The sequence below is a fragment of the Paracoccus sp. (in: a-proteobacteria) genome (assembly GCF_032007265.1).
Lineage (GTDB): Bacteria > Pseudomonadota > Alphaproteobacteria > Rhodobacterales > Rhodobacteraceae > Paracoccus.
This window is the reverse complement of sequence record NZ_DALZMB010000034.1, coordinates 18,875-36,446: the sequence shown is the minus strand read 5'-3', so window position 1 is coordinate 36,446 and position 17,572 is coordinate 18,875. Positions and strand designations below refer to the sequence as shown.

The window sequence follows — 17,572 nt, the reverse complement described above, 5'->3', positions numbered from 1 at the left end:
TTGTCCAGAGCTGGCATCGGTCAGGCGGTTGATCATGCGCAAAAGCGTCGACTTGCCCGCCCCCGAGGCCCCGATAATGCCGATCATCATGGGCCGCTCGATCTCAAAGCAGGCATTGTCGACCGCTTTGGCCTGACCGAAGATGCGTGTGACATTCTTGACTGAAAGCAGCATGGAAACCCCGACTTGTTGGCCGAGGGATTAAAGCCGCGCAGTGACAGCTACGTGTCGCCAACATGAAGGTTTTGCAAATCTTGCTGGCATGAAAAAACCGGCCCCAGATCGCTCTGTCGGGCCGGCCTGTTGTCTGAGCGCTGGGGCTGAGTTGGTTAAAGCGCAATATGTTCGCGGCGATCCTCGGCAATCAACGAGCGGATCTGGCGCACGATCTGATCGGCATGGGTCGAGCCAAGCCGATCAGCGGTCTCAAGATCCTGGGATTCGATGGCCTGCACCATCTGATCATGCTCTGTAACGAATTCTTCGGGCAGCCGGTCGGAATAAGACGAGTAATAGAGCCGCAGCAGCCTACGCCCTTCGTCCAAAAGACGCGCAAAAAGCCCCGAGTAATAGGGGTTGCGACCTGCCTCGGCGATGGCGGCATGAAAATCGCGATTGGTCGCAATCATTGCCAGCGCATCCTGCTCGCGCACAGCGCGCGCAAAATCTGCCTGATGCGCGCGGATCTGGCGCAGATCCTCTTCGGTGCGGTTGCGTGCGGCCAGCCGCGTGGTCACCCGATACATCAACGTGATCGCATCGAAAAACGCAGGCAGGCTAAGAAAATCGATGTTCGAAACCACAGTCGAGCGGTTGGGAAGCGTCGTAACCAAACCATCCCCCGCCAGACGCACCAAGGCTTCGCGGATCGGGGTACGCGACATCGAGAAGCGCTCGGCCAGCTGATTTTCATCGATCGCGCTGCCCGGTGGAAGGGACAGGCTGATGATTTCATCGCGCAAAATGTCATAGACAAGTTTAACGCCTGAGCCTCGTTTGCGGTCTGCCGCCGCTGGTTTCTGATCCATCTCGCATCCTTTATGTCGACACTGAATATGGGCCAGTTTTCTTTGGGATCAAGCATCTTTTCTGCGCCAACCGGCAAAGGTCTGGCCTCAACCCCGTCCACGTCCCCTTGAATTCAGATCGAGATGAATTTCGCTTCATAAACTTGTCGACAAACAAAATACTTGAGTTATGTTTGACCCAGATCATACGGGAATCACGGGCGGACCTCTGCCCAGCAATCCCCCACCCGTGCTTTATGATGGAGAGAATGATGATTTCTGAGATGTTCACCGGCACGATCCCGGCCCTGATGACGCCGTGCAAGGCCGACCGCACCCCTGATTTCGAGGCGCTGGTGCGCAAGGGCCAAGAGCTGATCGCTCAGGGCATGTCGGGCGTCGTCTATTGCGGCTCGATGGGTGATTGGCCGCTTTTGACCGATGATGAGCGGATGCAGGGCGTCGAAGCTTTGTGCAAAGCCGGCGTTCCGGTCATGGTCGGCACGGGTGCGGTCAACACCAAAGCCGCAGTCGCCCATGCGGCACATGCCCAGAAAATGGGTGCCAAGGGCCTGATGGTCATCCCGCGGGTCATGTCGCGCGGCAATTCGGTTGCAGCCCAGAAAGATCACTTCAAGGCCATTCTCGCAGCCGCACCTGATGTTCCGGCCGTTATCTACAACAGCCCCTATTACGGATTTGCGACCCGCGCTGAGCTTTTCTTTGAACTGCGCCGCGAGCATCCGAACCTGGTCGGGTTCAAGGAATTCGGCGGCCCGGCAGCATTGCGCTATGCCGCAGAATTCATCACCTCGGCTCAGGACGGTGTGGCGCTGATGGTCGGCGTTGATACCGCAAACTATGTCGGCATCGTCGAATGCGGTGCCATCGGCACGATCACCGGCATCGGCAACGTCCTGCCCAAAGAAGTCCTGCATCTTGTACGCCTGTGCAAAGCCGCGGCTGCGGGCGATGCGGATGCGCGTGTGCGCGCCTTGGAGCTGGAAACCGCGCTGCGCGTGCTGTCCTCCTTCGACGAGGGCCCGGATCTGGTCCTGTTCTACAAGCATATGATGGTTTTGACCGGAAACCCGGAATATGCGCTGCAGTTCAACGAAACCGACAAGCTCTCGCCCAGCCAGCAAGGCTATTGCGAGGCGCAATTGGCGCTGTTCCAGAACTGGTACGCCAATTGGAGCAAGCAAGACGGCGCCGTCGCCAAATACGCCGCCTGATCGCATCGCGACACAGCATTTGGAAAGGCCCTGCTTCGGTGGGGCCTTTTGCCATTGGCGCCTCTTGATCCTTGGGGCGGAAAGGTATAGCTCGCCCCCCTTCCCACCCTACCCAGAGGCCGCCATGACCGCCGCACCCCATGCCGCAGCAACCCTTGCCATTGATTTCGGCACTTCGAATTCGGCAGCGGCCATTTGCGAAAATGGCGTGCTGCGCCGTATTCCGATTGCCCGAGGCGAGGAAACTTTGCCCACCGCCGTCTTTTTCCCCGCGCGCGGCGGTGCCATGCAAATCGGGCAGGACGCCGTTGAAGCCTTAATCGATGGCGATGAGGGACGCTTTATGCGGGCGCTGAAAAGCATTCTGGGCACAACGCTTTTCCATGACCGCCGTCTGATCGGTGGCAAGCGCAGAACCCTGTCCGAGATCGTTACCGCCTTTCTTGCAACGCTGAAATCGCGCGCCGAGGCTGAGACCGGGCTAAGTTTTAGCCGCGCCCTTTCGGGCCGCCCGGTTCATTTTCACTCATCCGACCCCGAGCGCGATCAGCGCGCCGAAGATGATCTGCGTGCCTGCTATCTGGCTGCCGGATTTGAAGAGGTCACCTTCATGTTCGAGCCAGAAGCGGCGGCTTTGGCCAGCCATCAGCTTAGTCGTGCCGATGCTTTGGGGCTGATTGTGGATATTGGCGGCGGCACATCTGACTTTTCGGTGTTTCGCAGCCGAGACAACCGGGTCGAGATCATCGCCAGCCACGGCCTGCGCTTGGGTGGCACCGATTTTGACCATGCTGTGTCCATGGCCCATGCGATGCCACTTCTGGGCCATGGAACCGAACTGCGCCGCACCTTTGGCGAGGGGCTGCTGCCGGTTCCCAATGCAATCTTTCAAGACCTGTCCAACTGGGCCAAGATCCCGTTTCTTTACAACCGCGACACGCAGCGTCTGGTCGAGGATCTGATCAAACACGCGGTTGAACCCACAAAAATGACCCGGCTTGGCGATGTCATCGCGGATGAGCTGGGCCATGAGTTGGCCTTTAGCGTCGAAAAAGGCAAAATTGCGGCCAATTCACACGGGCAGGATGCGCAGATCGCCATGGGCTATATCGAGCGCGGCCTGACCGCCCCGATCACCGCCATCAGCATGAATGCGGCACTTTCGAGTTATCGCCAGCAATTGCACCTTGCCATGCAGGAAACCCTGGATATGGCGCAAGTCGGTCGCGACGATATTGCCTCAGTGATCTTAGTCGGCGGCTCTAGCCTGATGGAGCTGGTCGCATCCGAGGCCGCAACCGTCTGCCCGCGCGCCGAAATCAGCATGTCTCAGGCCTTTACGGCTGTGGTCGATGGCCTGGCTCTTGCTGCGGCGTGATCTGAATTTGGGGCGCGCCCTGGCGCACCCCAAGATTTACCCGACGGATCAGCGCGCCAGCCCCAATTCCTGAAGATAGGCAACCGAAGGCAGGATATTGGCCGCGTCACGCAGCTCTAGGATCATGCGCGGCCGCGAGGTCAGCTCGGCCAAGGCCTCAAAGACCGCGCGCCAACGGATCGTGCCTGCGCCGATGCTCCAATGGCGGTCGGCATAACCATCCGCATCTTGCAAATGAATATGCTCTAGCCGGTTGCCCGCACGACGCACATAAAAATCAACTGGCGGCGCGCCCGTCGAGCCATGGGCGTAATGCGCATGCCCGGTATCGATCGACACCGCCATGCTGGGCGATTGAAAACTATCAGCAAGAATGCGGCGTATATCGGGGTCTTTATCCTCGATATTCTCGATCACCATGGTCACGCCAATATCTTGCGCCCGTTTGACGACCACATCCATGGTCTTGTGGCAGTTCTCAGTCACCCGATCATAGGCGCTCTGACCCGGGAAGTTATCCAGATTGTTAAAGTCCCAGGTCGTATAGGGCGAATGGATCACCATCTGCGTGGCGCCCAGATCTTCGCAAACGGCGAGCCCCTGCAGAAATTTGCGCTGGTTCAAAGCGCGCAGATCGGTGTCGGGGCTGGCAATGCTCATGCCCCAAAAGGGGCCGTGAATGCCCAGCCTGCCCTGATATCCCGCCAGCAATTGCTTGGCCTTGGCGGCGGTGCTTTTCCAATCACCGTTCAACAGGTCGGCATTGCAAAAATCCTGCAATTCAAGATCGCGATGCTGGGACAGGACAAAGTCCTGAAGCCCGCACAATTCGGCCACCTTCATGGCGGCCCCCAAAAGCGGCAGTTCGGTCATGTGGTTTTTTTTCCAGTCTTCAGGCAGCAAGTGGAAGGGAAAGATCGCAAAGCAAAGCGTGGAATTCCGCCATGCCATGCACGATATAATCGGCCCCCGCATCGCGCAGATCATCTGCGATGCTTTTGCGGTGATCCGAGGGGCCGACAAAGCCGACAGCCAGACATCCCGCCGCAACGCCACAGCTAAGCCCAATAGGGTTGTCGTCGATAAAGATGGCCTCGGATGGCGCCACGCCCAGATTTTTGGCTGCAAAAACAGCGAGATCCGGGGCGGGTTTGGCATGGGCGACATGCTCGGCCGAATAGATATGCCCCAGGAAGCGCGCCGCCAACGGACTGCGGGCGATTGAATGCTCAAGGCGCCTGATCATCGAATTCGAGCAAACGGCCATGGGCACATCGAAATCCGCAAGGACCGCCTCAATTCCGGGAATATGGCGGATTTCTTGCTCAAACATCGTGAACAACAGCCGGTCTGCATGGTCATAAACAGCCCGCGCATCCAAGCCCTGCGCCGCAATCCATGACAGGCTTGCCCCGGAAGAATTGCCCGAGAAAATCTGGGCCGCCTCGAAACGGTCCATCTTTCGGCCAGCCGCCGTAATCGCCAAGGCCAAAGCCTCGCAACCCATCGGCTCGCTGTCGAGCAAGACCCCGTCACAGTCAAACAAAATAGCTTTGATTTCCGCCATTACCCAACGCTTTCTTGCAGGATTTCACGCAGCATGACGGGATTGTCGGAAACAAGATAGCCCGGAGCGCGGTCGATCCATCGGCGCATCAGCTCGGGGGTGTTGATTGTCCAGACCGAGCAGCGCTCTTTTGCGCGAAGGCTTGTGATCTGCTCATATTCGGCCTCGAATAATTCGTGGTGAATTCCCACGATATCAACCAGATCCTCGACCTCGGCCAAGAATGCGGCAATGCCGCCCTGTCTGTCGCACCATTCTTGATTGACCGAGATCAGCCGCCCAAAATCCGGGGCGAGGTCTCGGATCTCGCGGACAACCGCAATGTCGAAACTATGCAAAACCGAGCGCGATTGCAGGCCGTGCGCGCGCAAGATCTCGGCCGCCTTCGCCGTCAGTCCGGGATAAGGGCGGCCGTTTTCATCGGCCTTCAGCTCGACGTAAAGCTTGGTTTCAGGATGTGGGGCGAAAATTGCCAAAACATCATCCAGCGTCGGAACGCCTTCCGGGATCAGCGCGCCATCCGGCCCTTTCAGGCGCAACTCCTGGCGAGCTTGCGCCGTCAGCTGGCGAACGGGGCCCGTTCCGGTGGTGGTGCGCTGCAAGAGCGCGTCATGGATCACCACCACCTCGCCTGCATCGGTCAGATGCAGATCGAACTCAACAGCCTCGAAGCCCAGCTTGGCGGTGTTGCGAAAACCCAGCAGCGAATTCTCGGCCCAAAGGTTGCGGGCGCCGCGATGGGCCATGATTTTCGACATATATCGGTCTTTCTTTCAAAAATTGGCAAAATGTTAAGGATTTCAGCGGATCGTGGGATCAAGCCGGTCGCGCAGCCAATCACCCAGCAGCGAAATAGACAGCGTCGTCAGAACGATCACCACAGAAGGGGCCAGCATGATCCAGGGCGCGCGCGTCAGATATTCGCGGCCAAACCCCACCATATTTCCAAGCGATGACTGCGGCGGCTGTACCCCCAGCCCCAGAAAGCTCAGCCCGGATTCCATCAAGATGATCTCGGGGAAAGTCAGCGTCATCGACACGATCAGCGTCGAAGCGACATTGGGCAGGATATGCTTTAAATAGACGCGCCCTGGCCGCGCGCCCAACTGGACCACCGCCGCGGCATAGCCCTGTGCCGAAGCGGAAATCGCAAGACCGCGGGCGATGCGGGCGTAACGCTCCCATCCGTAAAAGCCCATCAAGCAGACCAAAAGGACCATGGATGATCCAAAAAAAGCCAGCACGGCCAAGGACATGATCATGAACGGAAGTGCTGCCTGGAAATCGGCAAGTGTCATCACCAGATGCTCGACCCAGCCGCGAAACTGGGCAGCAAGAAAGCCAAGCAGTGTGCCAAAGGCCGCCGAAAGAAGCGTCGCACCAAAGGCGATCACCAGGGAAACACGGATAGATTGAATGAGGCGCGACAGCACGTCGCGGCCCAGCTCATCCGTTCCCAGCAGATGCCCGGGCGTGCCTATCGGCGCCAGCCGCGCCATCAAGTCCATCCGCGTAATGTCATAGGGGCGCAGCCAATCGGCAAAGATCGCAACGATGACGATCAGCGCGCACCACATCAGCGAAAGCATCACAAGGATCGGCACCTTCAGCCTGATCCGGCGCAGCATTCGGGGCGGTGCAAGGGTAAGATCGGACATTGTGGTCCCCTATTAATGTGCGGCGCGCGTCTGACGCAGGCGCGGGTCCAAAAGCCCATAGGCAAAATCAACACAAAGATTGGCCAGCACCATGCTGGTGGCGATCACGACCAGCAGGCATTGCACCACCGCCAGATCGCGGTTCGCAACCGAGACAACGATCAGGCGACCGATGCCCGGCCAAGAGAAAATGCTTTCGACAACGACGGCGCCTGCAATCAACGCGCCCACCATAAACCCGACAAGGGTCACGATCGGCACCGCCGCATTGGGCAGCGCATGACGCCAGACGACTTCGCGCCAGGGCAACCCCTTGGCCATGGCGGTGCGGATATAGGGCTGACCCAGGACCTCGATCATGGCAGAGCGAGAGAACCGCGCCAGAATTCCGATACCGCCAATCGACAGCGTTGCGATTGGCAAAATGGCATGACGCCAACTGTCCTGCCCGCCCGAGGGCAACCAGTCTAGCGTCACCGCAAAAATCAGCACCAACACCAGCCCCAACACGAAGGAGGGAATGGTAAAGCCAAAGATCGAGGCCATGATGACGCCGCGATCCGCCAATGATTGCCGGTGAAGTGCAGCATACACACCCGCCGGAATCCCGATGCAGATCTTCAGGAAAAGCGCAGGAAGCGTGATTGCCAGCGTTGCGGGAATGCGCGACACCACCAGATCAAGGGCTGGTGACTGATCGCGCATCGACACGCCGAAATCAAAGCTGGCAATCTGCTTGAGATAGGCTAGATATTGTTGCCAAAGTGGTGCATCCAACCCCCAGCGCGCGCGAAAAGCATCGACTGCATCTTGCGGCGCATCCGGGCCAAGCAAAATCTGCGCCGGATCACCCGACAGCCGCAACACGACAAAGGCAAAGGTCATGACCAGCAGAATGGTCACGACCGCCCGACCCAATTTGACGAAAATGAACTGCGTCATCTGACCCTCATGCGGCAGGCTGAAGCATACGCTTCAGCTTGAGGCAGGCGCATAGCCGGCCACGGTGGCTGGAAAGTTCGGGCATGGTCGCGGCGCAGGCCGCATCGGCCATCTGGCAGCGCGGATGAAACGCACATCCCGAGGGGCGCTGTGCCGGGTTTGGCGGCTCGCCCGTCAACAGGATCCGCCCGGCCATGCCCCGCCCTGGCTGCGGGATCGCCGAAACCAGCGCTTGGGTATAGGGATGGCGCGGATCCGAGAAAATCTGATCGGCCGGGCCTTCCTCGACGATCCGGCCCAGATACATCACCGCCACGCGGTCACAGATATTTCGCACGACCTTCAGGTCATGGCTGATGAAAACCATGGTCAGCCCCTCTTGGCGCTGAAGGTCGCGCAAAAGGTTGACCACCTGTGCCTGAATCGAGACATCAAGCGCCGATACCGGCTCGTCACAGACCAAAAAGCGCGGTTGGCTTGCAAGGGCGCGGGCGATGACGACGCGCTGGCGCTGCCCTCCTGATAGCTCATGAGGATAACGCGCCGCCTGATCGGCCCGCAGCCCGACCCGCGCCATCAGCTCGGCCACACGTTGGGTGCGCGCAGCCCCCTTGGCCAAAGCATGAATATCCAAAGGCTCGGCAATTTGCTCGGCAATGCTCATGCGCCGATCCAGTGCCGCAAGCGGATCCTGAAAGACCAGCTGCATTTGGGCGCGCAACTGTCGCCAATGCGCGGTGCGCGGTGGCGGCAAGGGTTGCCCCTGATAGCGGACCTCGCCAGAAAAAGGCGCCTCGAGACCCAGCAACATCCGCCCCAGCGTCGACTTGCCCGAGCCAGATTCCCCCACGATGCCCAAGGTCTCACCCTCGTGCACATGCAAATCAAGGCCATCGACCGCGCGGACATGCCCCGGCCGTTGCCCCAATAGGCGCCCCGCTAGTGAAGGCGCGGCGATCGAATATTGCTGCACCAACCCCCGTGCGGTGATCAAAGGAGCGCTCATGCCAGCACCCGATCTGCGCAGACGCGATCAGCCGCTGGGTTTGCAGATTTCGCACCGATAGGGTGGAAACACGCGGCCAGCCCCCCCGCCATGCGCGGGCAAGTCGATTGCGATTGCAGCGGCGGCACGCGCTGGGTGCACAAGGCACTTACCCGCGTGCAACGCGGCCCAAAGGCGCATCCGGGCGGTGGATCACGTGGATCGGGTACGGTGCCATGGATCGGGATCAGGGGCGCGCGTGGTCCATCAAGCAGCGGGATCGCGTCGAAAAGTCCGCGTGTGTAGGGATGGGCCGGGTGATCGAAAAGCGGGCCAATCGCGTTCGTTTCCACGACGCGGCCTGCATACATGACCGCCGCGCGCGAGCAGACCGCTGAAACCGCACCCAGATCATGGCTGATCAGGACAAGCGCCATACCCGTCTCGCGGCGAATTTCGTTCAATAGCTCAAGGATCTGGGCCTGAATCGTCGCATCAAGTGCTGTTGTGGGCTCGTCTGCAATCAGCAGCTCGGGCTGAGCTGCCAAAGCCATGGCAATCATGATGCGCTGACATTGCCCGCCAGAAAATTCATGCGGATAAAGATTGACCCGCGTTTTGGCCGCAGGGATGCCCACAAGATCCAACAAGCGAATGGTTTCATCCCGCGCCGCCTGACCCCGAAGTCCGCGGTGGCGCGCCAAGCTTTCGGCGATCTGCTTGCCGATACGGTGCACCGGATTAAGCGATGATGAGGGGTCTTGAAATATCATGGCGATCCGCGCGCCGCGCATCCGCTCTAGAACCTGTGGCCTGGCCCCCACCAGCTCTTGCCCGTCAATAGAAACCGAACCCGACACCCGCGCCTTACCCGGCAATAGCCCCAGCGCCGCCAGCCATGTCACCGATTTTCCGCAACCGCTTTCCCCGACCAGCCCCACGGCCTCGCCGCGGGCAATGTCCAGATCGATACCGTGCAAGACCTCGACGCCGTCAAAGGCGACCCTGAGGTCCCGGATGGAGACAAACGACATCAGCCGCCCTCCTGCTTTATTCCAAAAAAAGCCGGACAGGCGCGACGGCCTGCCCGGCAAAATGGCTGGTCCTTAGACCTTCCAATTCGAGCTGCGGAAATCCATCGCAAAGGCGGGCGCCGCCTTCCATTTCAGTTCGGATTTCATACCGGTGAAGACCGCGTTTTGGTGAAGAACCGTATAGGCGGGATCCTCGCGTTCGGTGATCTCCAGCAGGCGGGCAAAGGCCTTTTTGCGTGTGGCCTTATCCATCGAGGTTTCCATCACGACAGAAAGCTGATCAACCTCTGGGTTCCAGAAATCACGCTTTTGCTGCGCCTCGCCATTGGGGCCGAACTGAACGACCAGAGGCGTGATCGGATCGTTGATGTTGTTGGAGGCGGACCAGTCGCGCACCCCTTTGACCCCTTCAGGATCATGGATTTGCGCCCAGTTTTCCTTCATCTCGATTTGGACGTTCAGCCCGACCTGCTTCCACATTTCGACCAGCACCTGCGCGGTGGGCGTCTGGTTGGTATAGTAGTTGTTCAGCAAACGGTAAGGGATCGCATCCCCCTTATAACCCGCCTGCTTCAGAAGATCGCGCGCCAGCTGGGGGTTGAATTCGGGCACGCTCCAGCCATCGATGAACATATCGGTGCTTTTGAAGCTGTCGAATTGCATGCCTGCCGGGATCTCGGTCTGCCCCCCCCAAAGCGCGTCAACAATTGCCTTGCGATCAATGGCATGGGTAAAGGCACGCCGCACAAGCGGATCGGCCATGATCTCATTTTGCTTGTTGAAAACCGAAATGCGGTGGTTCCAAATGGTCGAGGATTGGACCTCTAGTCCCGGCGCCGCCGCGATGGTCGCGATCTGATCAGGGGGCAGGTCACAGGCAAAGTCATATTCCCCCGACAGCAGCCCATTGACGCGGCTGGCAACCTCGGGAACCTCGACAAAGCGGATCTTGGCCAGGGGAGGCTGGCCGCCCCAATAATCGTCAAAGGCCACAAGCGTGAGGGAGACATCGGGGCGAAACTCTTCGACCTGATAGGGGCCGGTCGTGACAGGCTTATTCGCCCATTCCGCATAGGATTTAGCCTCGTCCCAGGCGCGTTTATTGGCGATCTGAGAGCCAAAGGCGTAAAGGCGACCCTCAAGCGTGACATCCGGCGTCGCATTGTGAAAGCGCACCGTATATTTGTCGACCGCCTCGACACCGCGCAGCGCAGGCCACAAGCGGCGCGCAATGCCCGGAACACCGGCGGGTAATTCCTTGGCGTTTTGCGGCTTGAAGTTCTCGGCATAGATGGTCTTACCACCGGCCGGTTCGGTCCCCGCAAAAAGCCGCTCATCCGAGAAGGAAAACACGACATCATCGGCTGTCAGCTCGTCGCCATTGTGAAATTTGACGCCCTCGCGCAGCTTCAGCTCGATGGTTTTATCGTCCAGACGCTTCCATTCGGTGGCCAGCCCCGCAACCGGGCCTTGATCGCCCATCCAATCACGGTTGATCAGCCCTTCCCACAGATTGGGAAAAAAGACACGCTCCCCGACGTTCGACTGCTCGTTCCAGATATCAAGAGTGTTGTTATTCGTGATCTTTTGCACCGCAATGGTGATCGAGCGGCGGCTGCCCTGCGCCATCATGCGGCGCGGCAAGATCAGGGATCCGGCAGCAGCGCCGAACAAGCTCAAGGTGTGGCGGCGGTTAATAAGCATCATTCTCTCTTCGCTGAGGAGGGATCGCTTGGATCGATCCAGGTCGCGGTGCCTTTTCCCCCAGTGCTGTGGCATTCAGATGACCCGAAGGTGACGAAATGATGAAATTTCCCCGTCAGGCGCAGAGCACAATCACAGGATGAAAGGCACGCTTGCCCCTTTTCGCTCATTCTTTCGGATGCAGGTTTTGCGTGCCTGCTTGCCGCGCATCCCGCCTGCGGCTAGACACGGCCCATGCTGGGATTCCGATCAATCCGCCTTTCCTGTTTGATGCTGGTTGCGATGCTGACGCTTGCGCTTGGCATGGCAGGCGCAGGTCATCGCGTCCCTACGATCGAACATGTGCAGTTGCAGGGCTATCAGCTGGCAGGGCTGTCGATAGAACTATGCGGCAAGAATGATCATGGCGCGCAGATGCCCGCCTGTCCGATCTGCACGCTGATCGGCGCGGCGGTCATTCCGCAGCCTTGCGACAGCGCACTTCAGATCGAGCGTCAGGCGCGCGCCGCCATTTATCTGCCGCTTTTGGCCCAATCGCGCCACCGGCTTCGAGATCCCACCACCCCGGTACGCGGTCCCCCACTTTCGCAAGCGGCAGGGCAGATCGTTTAGGAAATTGGGACTTTCCTGACCTATCCGATCTTGTCCCGCCATTACCCAGATGAGACCGGCTTGCGCATCCGGTTTGCGCAGGTTCTGACCTTCTGAGAGCGGAACTGGACATGACCGACACTTCTTTCCCGACCCGTAGTCTGGCGCGTGAGGCTGGCGCCTGGCGCGGCTTTTTGCTGCGGATGCATTTTTACATCGGCCTGTTGACCGGGCCCTTCATCCTGATCGCGGCACTGACCGGCACGCTTTACGTTCTGACCCCGCAGATCGAGCAGATGATCTACCGCAAGGCCCTTTTTACGCAATCCGTCGGCCTTGAGCGCCCTCTGGTCGAACAAATCCGGGCCGCGCGTGCGGTGGCGGGTGATGCGCCGATCTTTGCGCTGCGCCCCGCCCCGCAGCCCGGACAGACCACGCGTGTGATGTTCACCCAAGCCGGCCTTGGCCCGTCGGAAACCCGCGCGGTTTTCGTCGATCCGGTGACGCTTGAGTTGCGCGGGGATATGATCGCTTATGGCACTTCGGGGATTTTACCCTTCCGCACCGCGATCGACTATTTTCACCGCAACCTGATGCTGGGAGAGTTCGGGCGCTATTATAGCGAGCTGGCCGCGTCCTGGTTATGGGTCGTGACGCTTGGCGGGGTGATCCTTTGGGCCACTGGGCGCAAGCGCAGCCGTAAGGTTGGACAAATGCCACCCGCGCAACGCCTGCGCTGGCTGCATTCCACCATCGGGGTCAGTATCGCGGTGGTCTTGCTGTTTCTATCCGCGACCGGCTTGACCTGGTCGCAAGCCGCAGGCGCGCGTATCGATCAATTGCGACTGAATATGGGCTGGATCACCCCCTCGCTTAACCTGAATCTGGACGGGGAACATTCGATGGCAGGCATGTCGGCGGGTGAACATGCCGAGCACATGGCCTATGCCGCCGAAATGTCAAAGCTCTCGGGGCCCGAGCTGGACGATTACTTTGATGTCGCGCTGGCCTCGGCCCGGTTCGAGGGGATTGACGCCCCCATGACCGAGATCCGCCCACCCCGGCCCGGTCAGGCCTGGCTTGTCACCGAATATGATCGCTCTTGGCCCAGCCAGGTCGATGCGGCGGCGATTGATCCGGCGATGTTCACCTTGATCAGCCGTACCAATTTCGAAAGCTTCCCTCTGGTGGCGAAACTGGTACGTTGGGGGATCGATGCCCATATGGGCGTGCTGTTTGGCCTGCCCAATCAGATCGTCATGGCGTTGGCAGGGATTGGGTTGATCGCCGTAATCATCTACGGCTATCGCATCTGGTGGCTTCGCCGCCCCGCACCGGGCAGCATGCCACAAACCCTTATCGCAAGCTGGGCAAGGATGAGCAGGACCGCCCGGATCATCACATTGTTGCTGTCTGCGGCGCTGGCTTGGGCATTGCCCGTGCTCGGCGTCAGCCTTGGGGTTTTCATCACCATTGATGTGCTGCGCTGGCGCATGGCGGTGACGCAGCAAGCGGCATAAAAATGGAAGGGGCCAGCAGATCCTCTGCTGGCCCCTCCATATTAAATCAGCTTGCCGAGATCTTCATCAGGATCAGCCCGGCGACGATCAAAATGGCCGCGATCACGCGCATTGGCGTGACAGCCTCGCCCAAAAAGGCGATTCCCACCACGAAAGCCCCGACGGCACCGATGCCTGTCCAGATCGTATAGGCCGTGCCAAGAGGCAAGCTGCGCATCGCAATCGACAGCAACCAAAAGCTGCCAATCATCGTCACGACCATCAATGCGGTCGGCCCAAGCTTGGTAAAGCCATGCGACTGTTTCATTGAAACAGCCCAGACAACTTCCAAAATACCCGCGAAAAATAGAACGATCCATGCCATTGGCCTGTTCCCTTGAATTGAGGTCAGGCCGTCCTGAACATGCTGCGCCCGCCAGTGCAACCGCGCAGCCGACAGGAGGGGACGTCCCCGTTTCATCGGTATCTAGCGTAAGCGCGCGCCCCGAAAAACCCTTATCCCGAGGCGCGCTGTATTTCGCGGGCGATGGTTGCCTGTGGGCAACCACCTAGCCCTTGCGCATGGCATTCAACAGCGCCGCACCCAACGCCCCCGGAGAGGCGGTCTCGGGTTTTGCGCCCTCTCGCTTGGGGGCCGCGCTATGATATTTTCCGGCAGGCTTGGCGGCTTTCGCCGAGGCAGGCGGCGCAGCGGTATCGCCGCCGCCATCCTTGCGCATGGACAGGCCGATGCGTTTGCGCGCGATATCCACCTCGGTCACGCGGACCTTGACGACATCGCCCGCTTTCACGACCTCATGGGCATCCTTGATAAAGCGATCGGCAAGCTGGCTGATATGGACCAGCCCGTCCTGATGTACCCCGATGTCGACAAAAGCGCCAAAAGCCGCGACATTGGTGACCGTCCCTTCCAGCAACATGCCGGGTCGAAGGTCTTTGATATCCTCGACACCGTCCGCGAAACTGGCGGTGACAAAATCTGGCCGCGGGTCCCGCCCCGGCTTTTCCAATTCGGCCAGAATGTCGCGCACCGTGGGCAGGCCGAATTTGTCATCGACGAACTGTTCCGCGCGCAACCCGTTCAAGGCGGCGGGCTGGCCCATGATCTGGCGAATATCACGCCCGCAGGCTTGAACGATCCGGCGCGCCACGCCGTAAGCCTCGGGGTGCACAGACGAGGCATCAAGCGGCTCGATGCCATCGCGGATGCGCAAAAACCCAGCCGCCTGTTCGAAAGCCCTTGGCCCAAGACCGGCGACCTTCAACAGGGCCTTGCGCGAGGTGAAGGCACCATTCAAGTCGCGATGGGCCACGATGTTTTGCGCAAGCGACGGGCCAAGGCCCACGACATGGGACAAAAGCGACGCCGAGGCGGTGTTCAGGTCAACCCCGACCGCGTTCACGGCGTCCTCGACCACAGCCTCTAGGGCACGCCCCAGCTGGCGTTGATCGACATCGTGCTGATACTGCCCGACCCCAATGGATTCCGGCGGGATTTTGACCAGCTCGGCCAAAGGATCTTGCAAGCGCCGCGCAATCGATGCTGCGCCACGCAGGCTGACATCCAGATCGGGAAATTCTTTGGCGGCCAGTTCAGATGCCGAGTAAACCGAGGCCCCTGCCTCGGAGACGACGACCTTGGTCGGCACTTTTACTGTCTTGGGCAGACGCTTCAGAACCTCGGCAACCAGACGCTCGGTCTCGCGGCTGGCAGTGCCGTTGCCGATGGCGATCAGCTCGATCTTGTGGCGTGCAATCAGCGCCAATAGCGCGGCCTCGGCGCCCTGCACATCCATTCTTGGCTGGAACGGATAGATGGTGGTCGTCTCGACCAGCTTGCCCGTCGCATCGACCACCGCCACTTTGACGCCCGTGCGAATGCCCGGATCAAGGCCAATGGTGGCGCGAGCGCCCGCCGGGGCGGAAAAAAGCAGATCCTTGAGGTTGCGCCCAAACACCTTGATCGCATCCTCATGCGCACGGCGGCGCAATTCGGTCAGAAGATCGATATACATCGTATTCGACAGCTTCACGCGCCACGTCCAGCCCGCAACCCCGCGCAGCCATTGATCGCCCGGCAGATCCCCCAGATTGCCGATGGCTGCGGCGACCATGCGTTCGGCCTGAGGTGCACCGGTTTCGGGATCGGGTGCGATCTCGATGGTGACGATATCCTCTTTGGCGGCACGCATCACGGCCAATGCGCGATGCGACGGCATGTCAGCCCAATTCTCACGGTGATCGAAGTAATCAGAGAATTTGGCCCCCGCCTCTTCCTTGCCGGCCGAGACCTTGACGCTGACCACCGCCTCGCGTCGCATGAAGTCGCGCAGCCGTCCCAGCAGCACCGCATTTTCGGCCAGCTCTTCGGTCAAGATATCGCGCGCACCGTCAAGAGCCGCCTTCGCATCGGCGACATTCTCAGACAGATAGCTCGCCGCAAGCGCTTTGGGATCTTGCCCGCGCATGCTTTCGATCTGACGCAAAAGCGGCTCTAGCCCGTTTTCACGCGCAATCATCGCTTTGGTGCGGCGCTTGGGTTTAAAGGGCAGATAGATATCTTCCAGCGTCGCCTTGGTCTCGGCCTGTGCAATCGCACGCGCCAGCTCATCACTTAGTTTGCCCTGATCGCGGATCGAGCCAAGGATCGTTGCCCGCCGCGCCTCGAGTTCGCGCAGATAGCCAAGGCGCTCGGCCAGGGTGCGCAGCTGCGTGTCATCGAGCCCCCCCGTCACCTCTTTGCGGTAACGCGCCACGAAAGGAACCGTCGCCCCCCCATCCAGCAGTCCGACCGCTGCCGTAACCTGAGACGCGCCAGCCCCGATTTCCTGCGCGATAATGCGGGCAATGCGATCGGCAATATCCATAATCTGTCCTTCCAGCTGCGAAGCCCCGTCATAGCCTTTCGGCAAAGGTCGTGCCAGCTTTTCATCCGGCAAAGGGCCGGGTGGCGACGCTTAGCTTTCGTAAGCTAACCTATGCAAAAGAACAGCAAGATTGCCGGGCGGCAGCCGTCATTTTTCTTGGCATATTCTACAATCACAGACATATTTGACTTACGGGGATCAACCTGAAGGATGCCTTGCCATCCGGACAGATTCCCAAGCGGTCAACACGCTGTCACGTCGGTGCAGGGGGAACGTCCGATGAGTAAGAATGGCAATCTGGCGGCGCGGCAATGGACCAGCTCGATGTTCGGCCTCTGCGCGCTCATTCTAGCTGCTGCCGCCTGTTTCGCCCTTAGCCGTATCCCGCAAGAAACCCAGATTCCGATCGAATGGGCGCAAAGCCTGAAGATCGAGACCCAGCGCATCGGCGTTTGGGGCCTGTTTATCGCCCCCGCTGCCTTGTTGTTGCTGGGGCTTTCGGCACGTTTCATCAAGGGCTGGTTGCCGCGACAAAGCCGTCGCCGCCGCGTCTTGTGGTATATCTTGGTGGCGGTCATCCTGATCTTGGCTGCGCTGCAATATGTGCTGGTGCGCGATGCCTTTTCGGCGGCTGCACTTGCCTGACAGGCCAAGGGAGCCCCGCCCGAGGACGGACGGGGCGAATGTTCATGCAAGCCGTAATTACTTCTGACGGCGGCCTTCGGCCTGGCAGATTTCATCCGCAGCTTTGACAGACATTTTCGCGGGGCGGTCGATGGCGCGGTCCCATGCGACGATCGATTTGGTGTAAAGCTGGCAGGTCACCGGACCTTGCGCGCTTTCAACAACCACCGGGGTGGTTTCATAGCTTTCTGGCGTCGCGCAGGCGGAAAGCGCCAGAACAACAGCAATCGGAGCAGCGAGGGCAAATTTTTTCATCGGATCAAGCTCTGAATTAGGTTGAAATTAGCCACACCGGGGATCGTCGCGACCCAATTGCCCCAACAGTGAAGCAATCAGCCTTGGCGAAGGTGAACATAAGAGACATCAAATACTTACAATTCCCCCCTCATTGCCTGGGGCG

At 59.6% G+C, this 17,572-nt stretch carries 18 protein-coding genes; 5 read left to right on the top strand and 13 right to left on the bottom strand.

The genetic code is table 11. The annotated features are described in order from the left end of the window. Positions 1 to 171: ATP-binding cassette domain-containing protein (locus RTS12_RS09415; RefSeq protein ID WP_312527808.1), on the bottom strand; the 171-nt coding region annotated here is incomplete at its 3' end. 158 nt (positions 172 to 329) lie between these two features. After that, positions 330 to 1,028, bottom strand: a complete 699-nt coding sequence (locus tag RTS12_RS09410) for a GntR family transcriptional regulator (RefSeq protein ID WP_312527804.1) — start codon at positions 1,026 to 1,028, stop codon at positions 330 to 332. Positions 1,029 to 1,279: 251 nt separating this feature from the next. On the opposite strand from RTS12_RS09410, the gene RTS12_RS09405 reads away from it, so the two are divergent. Together RTS12_RS09405 and RTS12_RS09400 are read left to right on the top strand one after the other, a co-directional pair. Beyond that, positions 1,280 to 2,242, top strand: a complete 963-nt coding sequence (locus RTS12_RS09405; RefSeq protein WP_312527806.1) for a dihydrodipicolinate synthase family protein — start codon at positions 1,280 to 1,282, stop codon at positions 2,240 to 2,242. A 124-nt stretch (positions 2,243 to 2,366) separates the two neighbouring features. Beyond that, positions 2,367 to 3,620 (top strand): Hsp70 family protein, encoded by a 1,254-nt coding sequence (locus RTS12_RS09400; protein WP_312527802.1) that lies wholly within the window; start codon positions 2,367 to 2,369, stop codon positions 3,618 to 3,620. Positions 3,621 to 3,668: 48 nt separating this feature from the next. Here the strand turns inward: RTS12_RS09400 and RTS12_RS09395 are convergent, their stop codons facing one another. The 8 genes from RTS12_RS09395 to RTS12_RS09360 form a co-directional block, all read right to left on the bottom strand. After that, positions 3,669 to 4,493 (bottom strand): sugar phosphate isomerase/epimerase family protein, encoded by an 825-nt coding sequence (locus RTS12_RS09395; protein ID WP_312527801.1) that lies wholly within the window; start codon positions 4,491 to 4,493, stop codon positions 3,669 to 3,671. 19 nt (positions 4,494 to 4,512) lie between these two features. Continuing rightward, the gene (locus RTS12_RS09390; protein ID WP_312527799.1) at positions 4,513 to 5,187 is read right to left on the bottom strand and encodes an HAD-IA family hydrolase; all 675 of its coding nucleotides are present in this window, start codon (positions 5,185 to 5,187) and stop codon (positions 4,513 to 4,515) included. After that, positions 5,187 to 5,945, bottom strand: a complete 759-nt coding sequence (locus RTS12_RS09385; RefSeq protein ID WP_312527798.1) for a glycerophosphodiester phosphodiesterase family protein — start codon at positions 5,943 to 5,945, stop codon at positions 5,187 to 5,189. Before RTS12_RS09385 ends, RTS12_RS09390 begins: the two co-directional genes overlap by 1 nt. A 42-nt stretch (positions 5,946 to 5,987) precedes the next feature. Further along, positions 5,988 to 6,845, bottom strand: coding sequence for an ABC transporter permease (locus RTS12_RS09380; RefSeq protein ID WP_312527797.1), 858 nt, complete (start codon positions 6,843 to 6,845; stop codon positions 5,988 to 5,990). A gap of 12 nt (positions 6,846 to 6,857) precedes the next feature. Further along, positions 6,858 to 7,787 carry an ABC transporter permease gene (locus RTS12_RS09375; RefSeq protein ID WP_312527796.1) on the bottom strand — a complete coding sequence of 310 codons (930 nt, stop codon included), beginning with the start codon at positions 7,785 to 7,787 and terminating at the stop codon, positions 6,858 to 6,860. A gap of 7 nt (positions 7,788 to 7,794) precedes the next feature. Continuing rightward, positions 7,795 to 8,793, bottom strand: a complete 999-nt coding sequence (locus tag RTS12_RS09370; protein ID WP_312527794.1) for an oligopeptide/dipeptide ABC transporter ATP-binding protein — start codon at positions 8,791 to 8,793, stop codon at positions 7,795 to 7,797. Next, on the bottom strand, positions 8,790 to 9,806 hold the full coding sequence (locus RTS12_RS09365; protein ID WP_312527793.1) for an ABC transporter ATP-binding protein: 1,017 nt from the start codon (positions 9,804 to 9,806) through the stop codon (positions 8,790 to 8,792). Before RTS12_RS09365 ends, RTS12_RS09370 begins: the two co-directional genes overlap by 4 nt. Before the next feature lie 72 nt (positions 9,807 to 9,878). Next, a complete protein-coding gene (locus tag RTS12_RS09360; RefSeq protein ID WP_312527792.1) occupies positions 9,879 to 11,510 on the bottom strand; it encodes an ABC transporter substrate-binding protein in 1,632 nt (543 codons plus the stop codon). Positions 11,511 to 11,744: 234 nt separating this feature from the next. Here RTS12_RS09360 and RTS12_RS09355 point away from each other — a divergent pair, with 234 nt between their 5' ends. Next, positions 11,745 to 12,122, top strand: coding sequence for a hypothetical protein (locus RTS12_RS09355; RefSeq protein WP_312527791.1), 378 nt, complete (start codon positions 11,745 to 11,747; stop codon positions 12,120 to 12,122). Positions 12,123 to 12,232: 110 nt separating this feature from the next. Then, positions 12,233 to 13,621 (top strand): PepSY-associated TM helix domain-containing protein, encoded by a 1,389-nt coding sequence (locus RTS12_RS09350; RefSeq protein WP_312527789.1) that lies wholly within the window; start codon positions 12,233 to 12,235, stop codon positions 13,619 to 13,621. A 46-nt stretch (positions 13,622 to 13,667) separates the two neighbouring features. On the opposite strand, the gene RTS12_RS09345 is transcribed toward RTS12_RS09350, so the two are convergent. After that, complete coding sequence (locus tag RTS12_RS09345; RefSeq protein WP_312527787.1) at positions 13,668 to 13,985, bottom strand: multidrug efflux SMR transporter; 318 nt, start codon at positions 13,983 to 13,985, stop codon at positions 13,668 to 13,670. Between the two features lie 184 nt (positions 13,986 to 14,169). Further along, positions 14,170 to 16,488: a Tex family protein gene (locus tag RTS12_RS09340; protein WP_312527785.1), complete on the bottom strand. Its 2,319-nt coding sequence runs from the start codon at positions 16,486 to 16,488 to the stop codon at positions 14,170 to 14,172. A 279-nt stretch (positions 16,489 to 16,767) separates the two neighbouring features. Between RTS12_RS09340 and RTS12_RS09335 the strand changes: the two genes are divergently transcribed. Next, entirely contained in the window at positions 16,768 to 17,133 is a 366-nt protein-coding gene (locus RTS12_RS09335; RefSeq protein WP_312527784.1) for a hypothetical protein, read from the top strand. A gap of 57 nt (positions 17,134 to 17,190) precedes the next feature. On the opposite strand, the gene RTS12_RS09330 is transcribed toward RTS12_RS09335, so the two are convergent. After that, a complete protein-coding gene (locus tag RTS12_RS09330; protein WP_312527782.1) occupies positions 17,191 to 17,427 on the bottom strand; it encodes a hypothetical protein in 237 nt (78 codons plus the stop codon). Positions 17,428 to 17,572 lie beyond the last annotated feature (145 nt).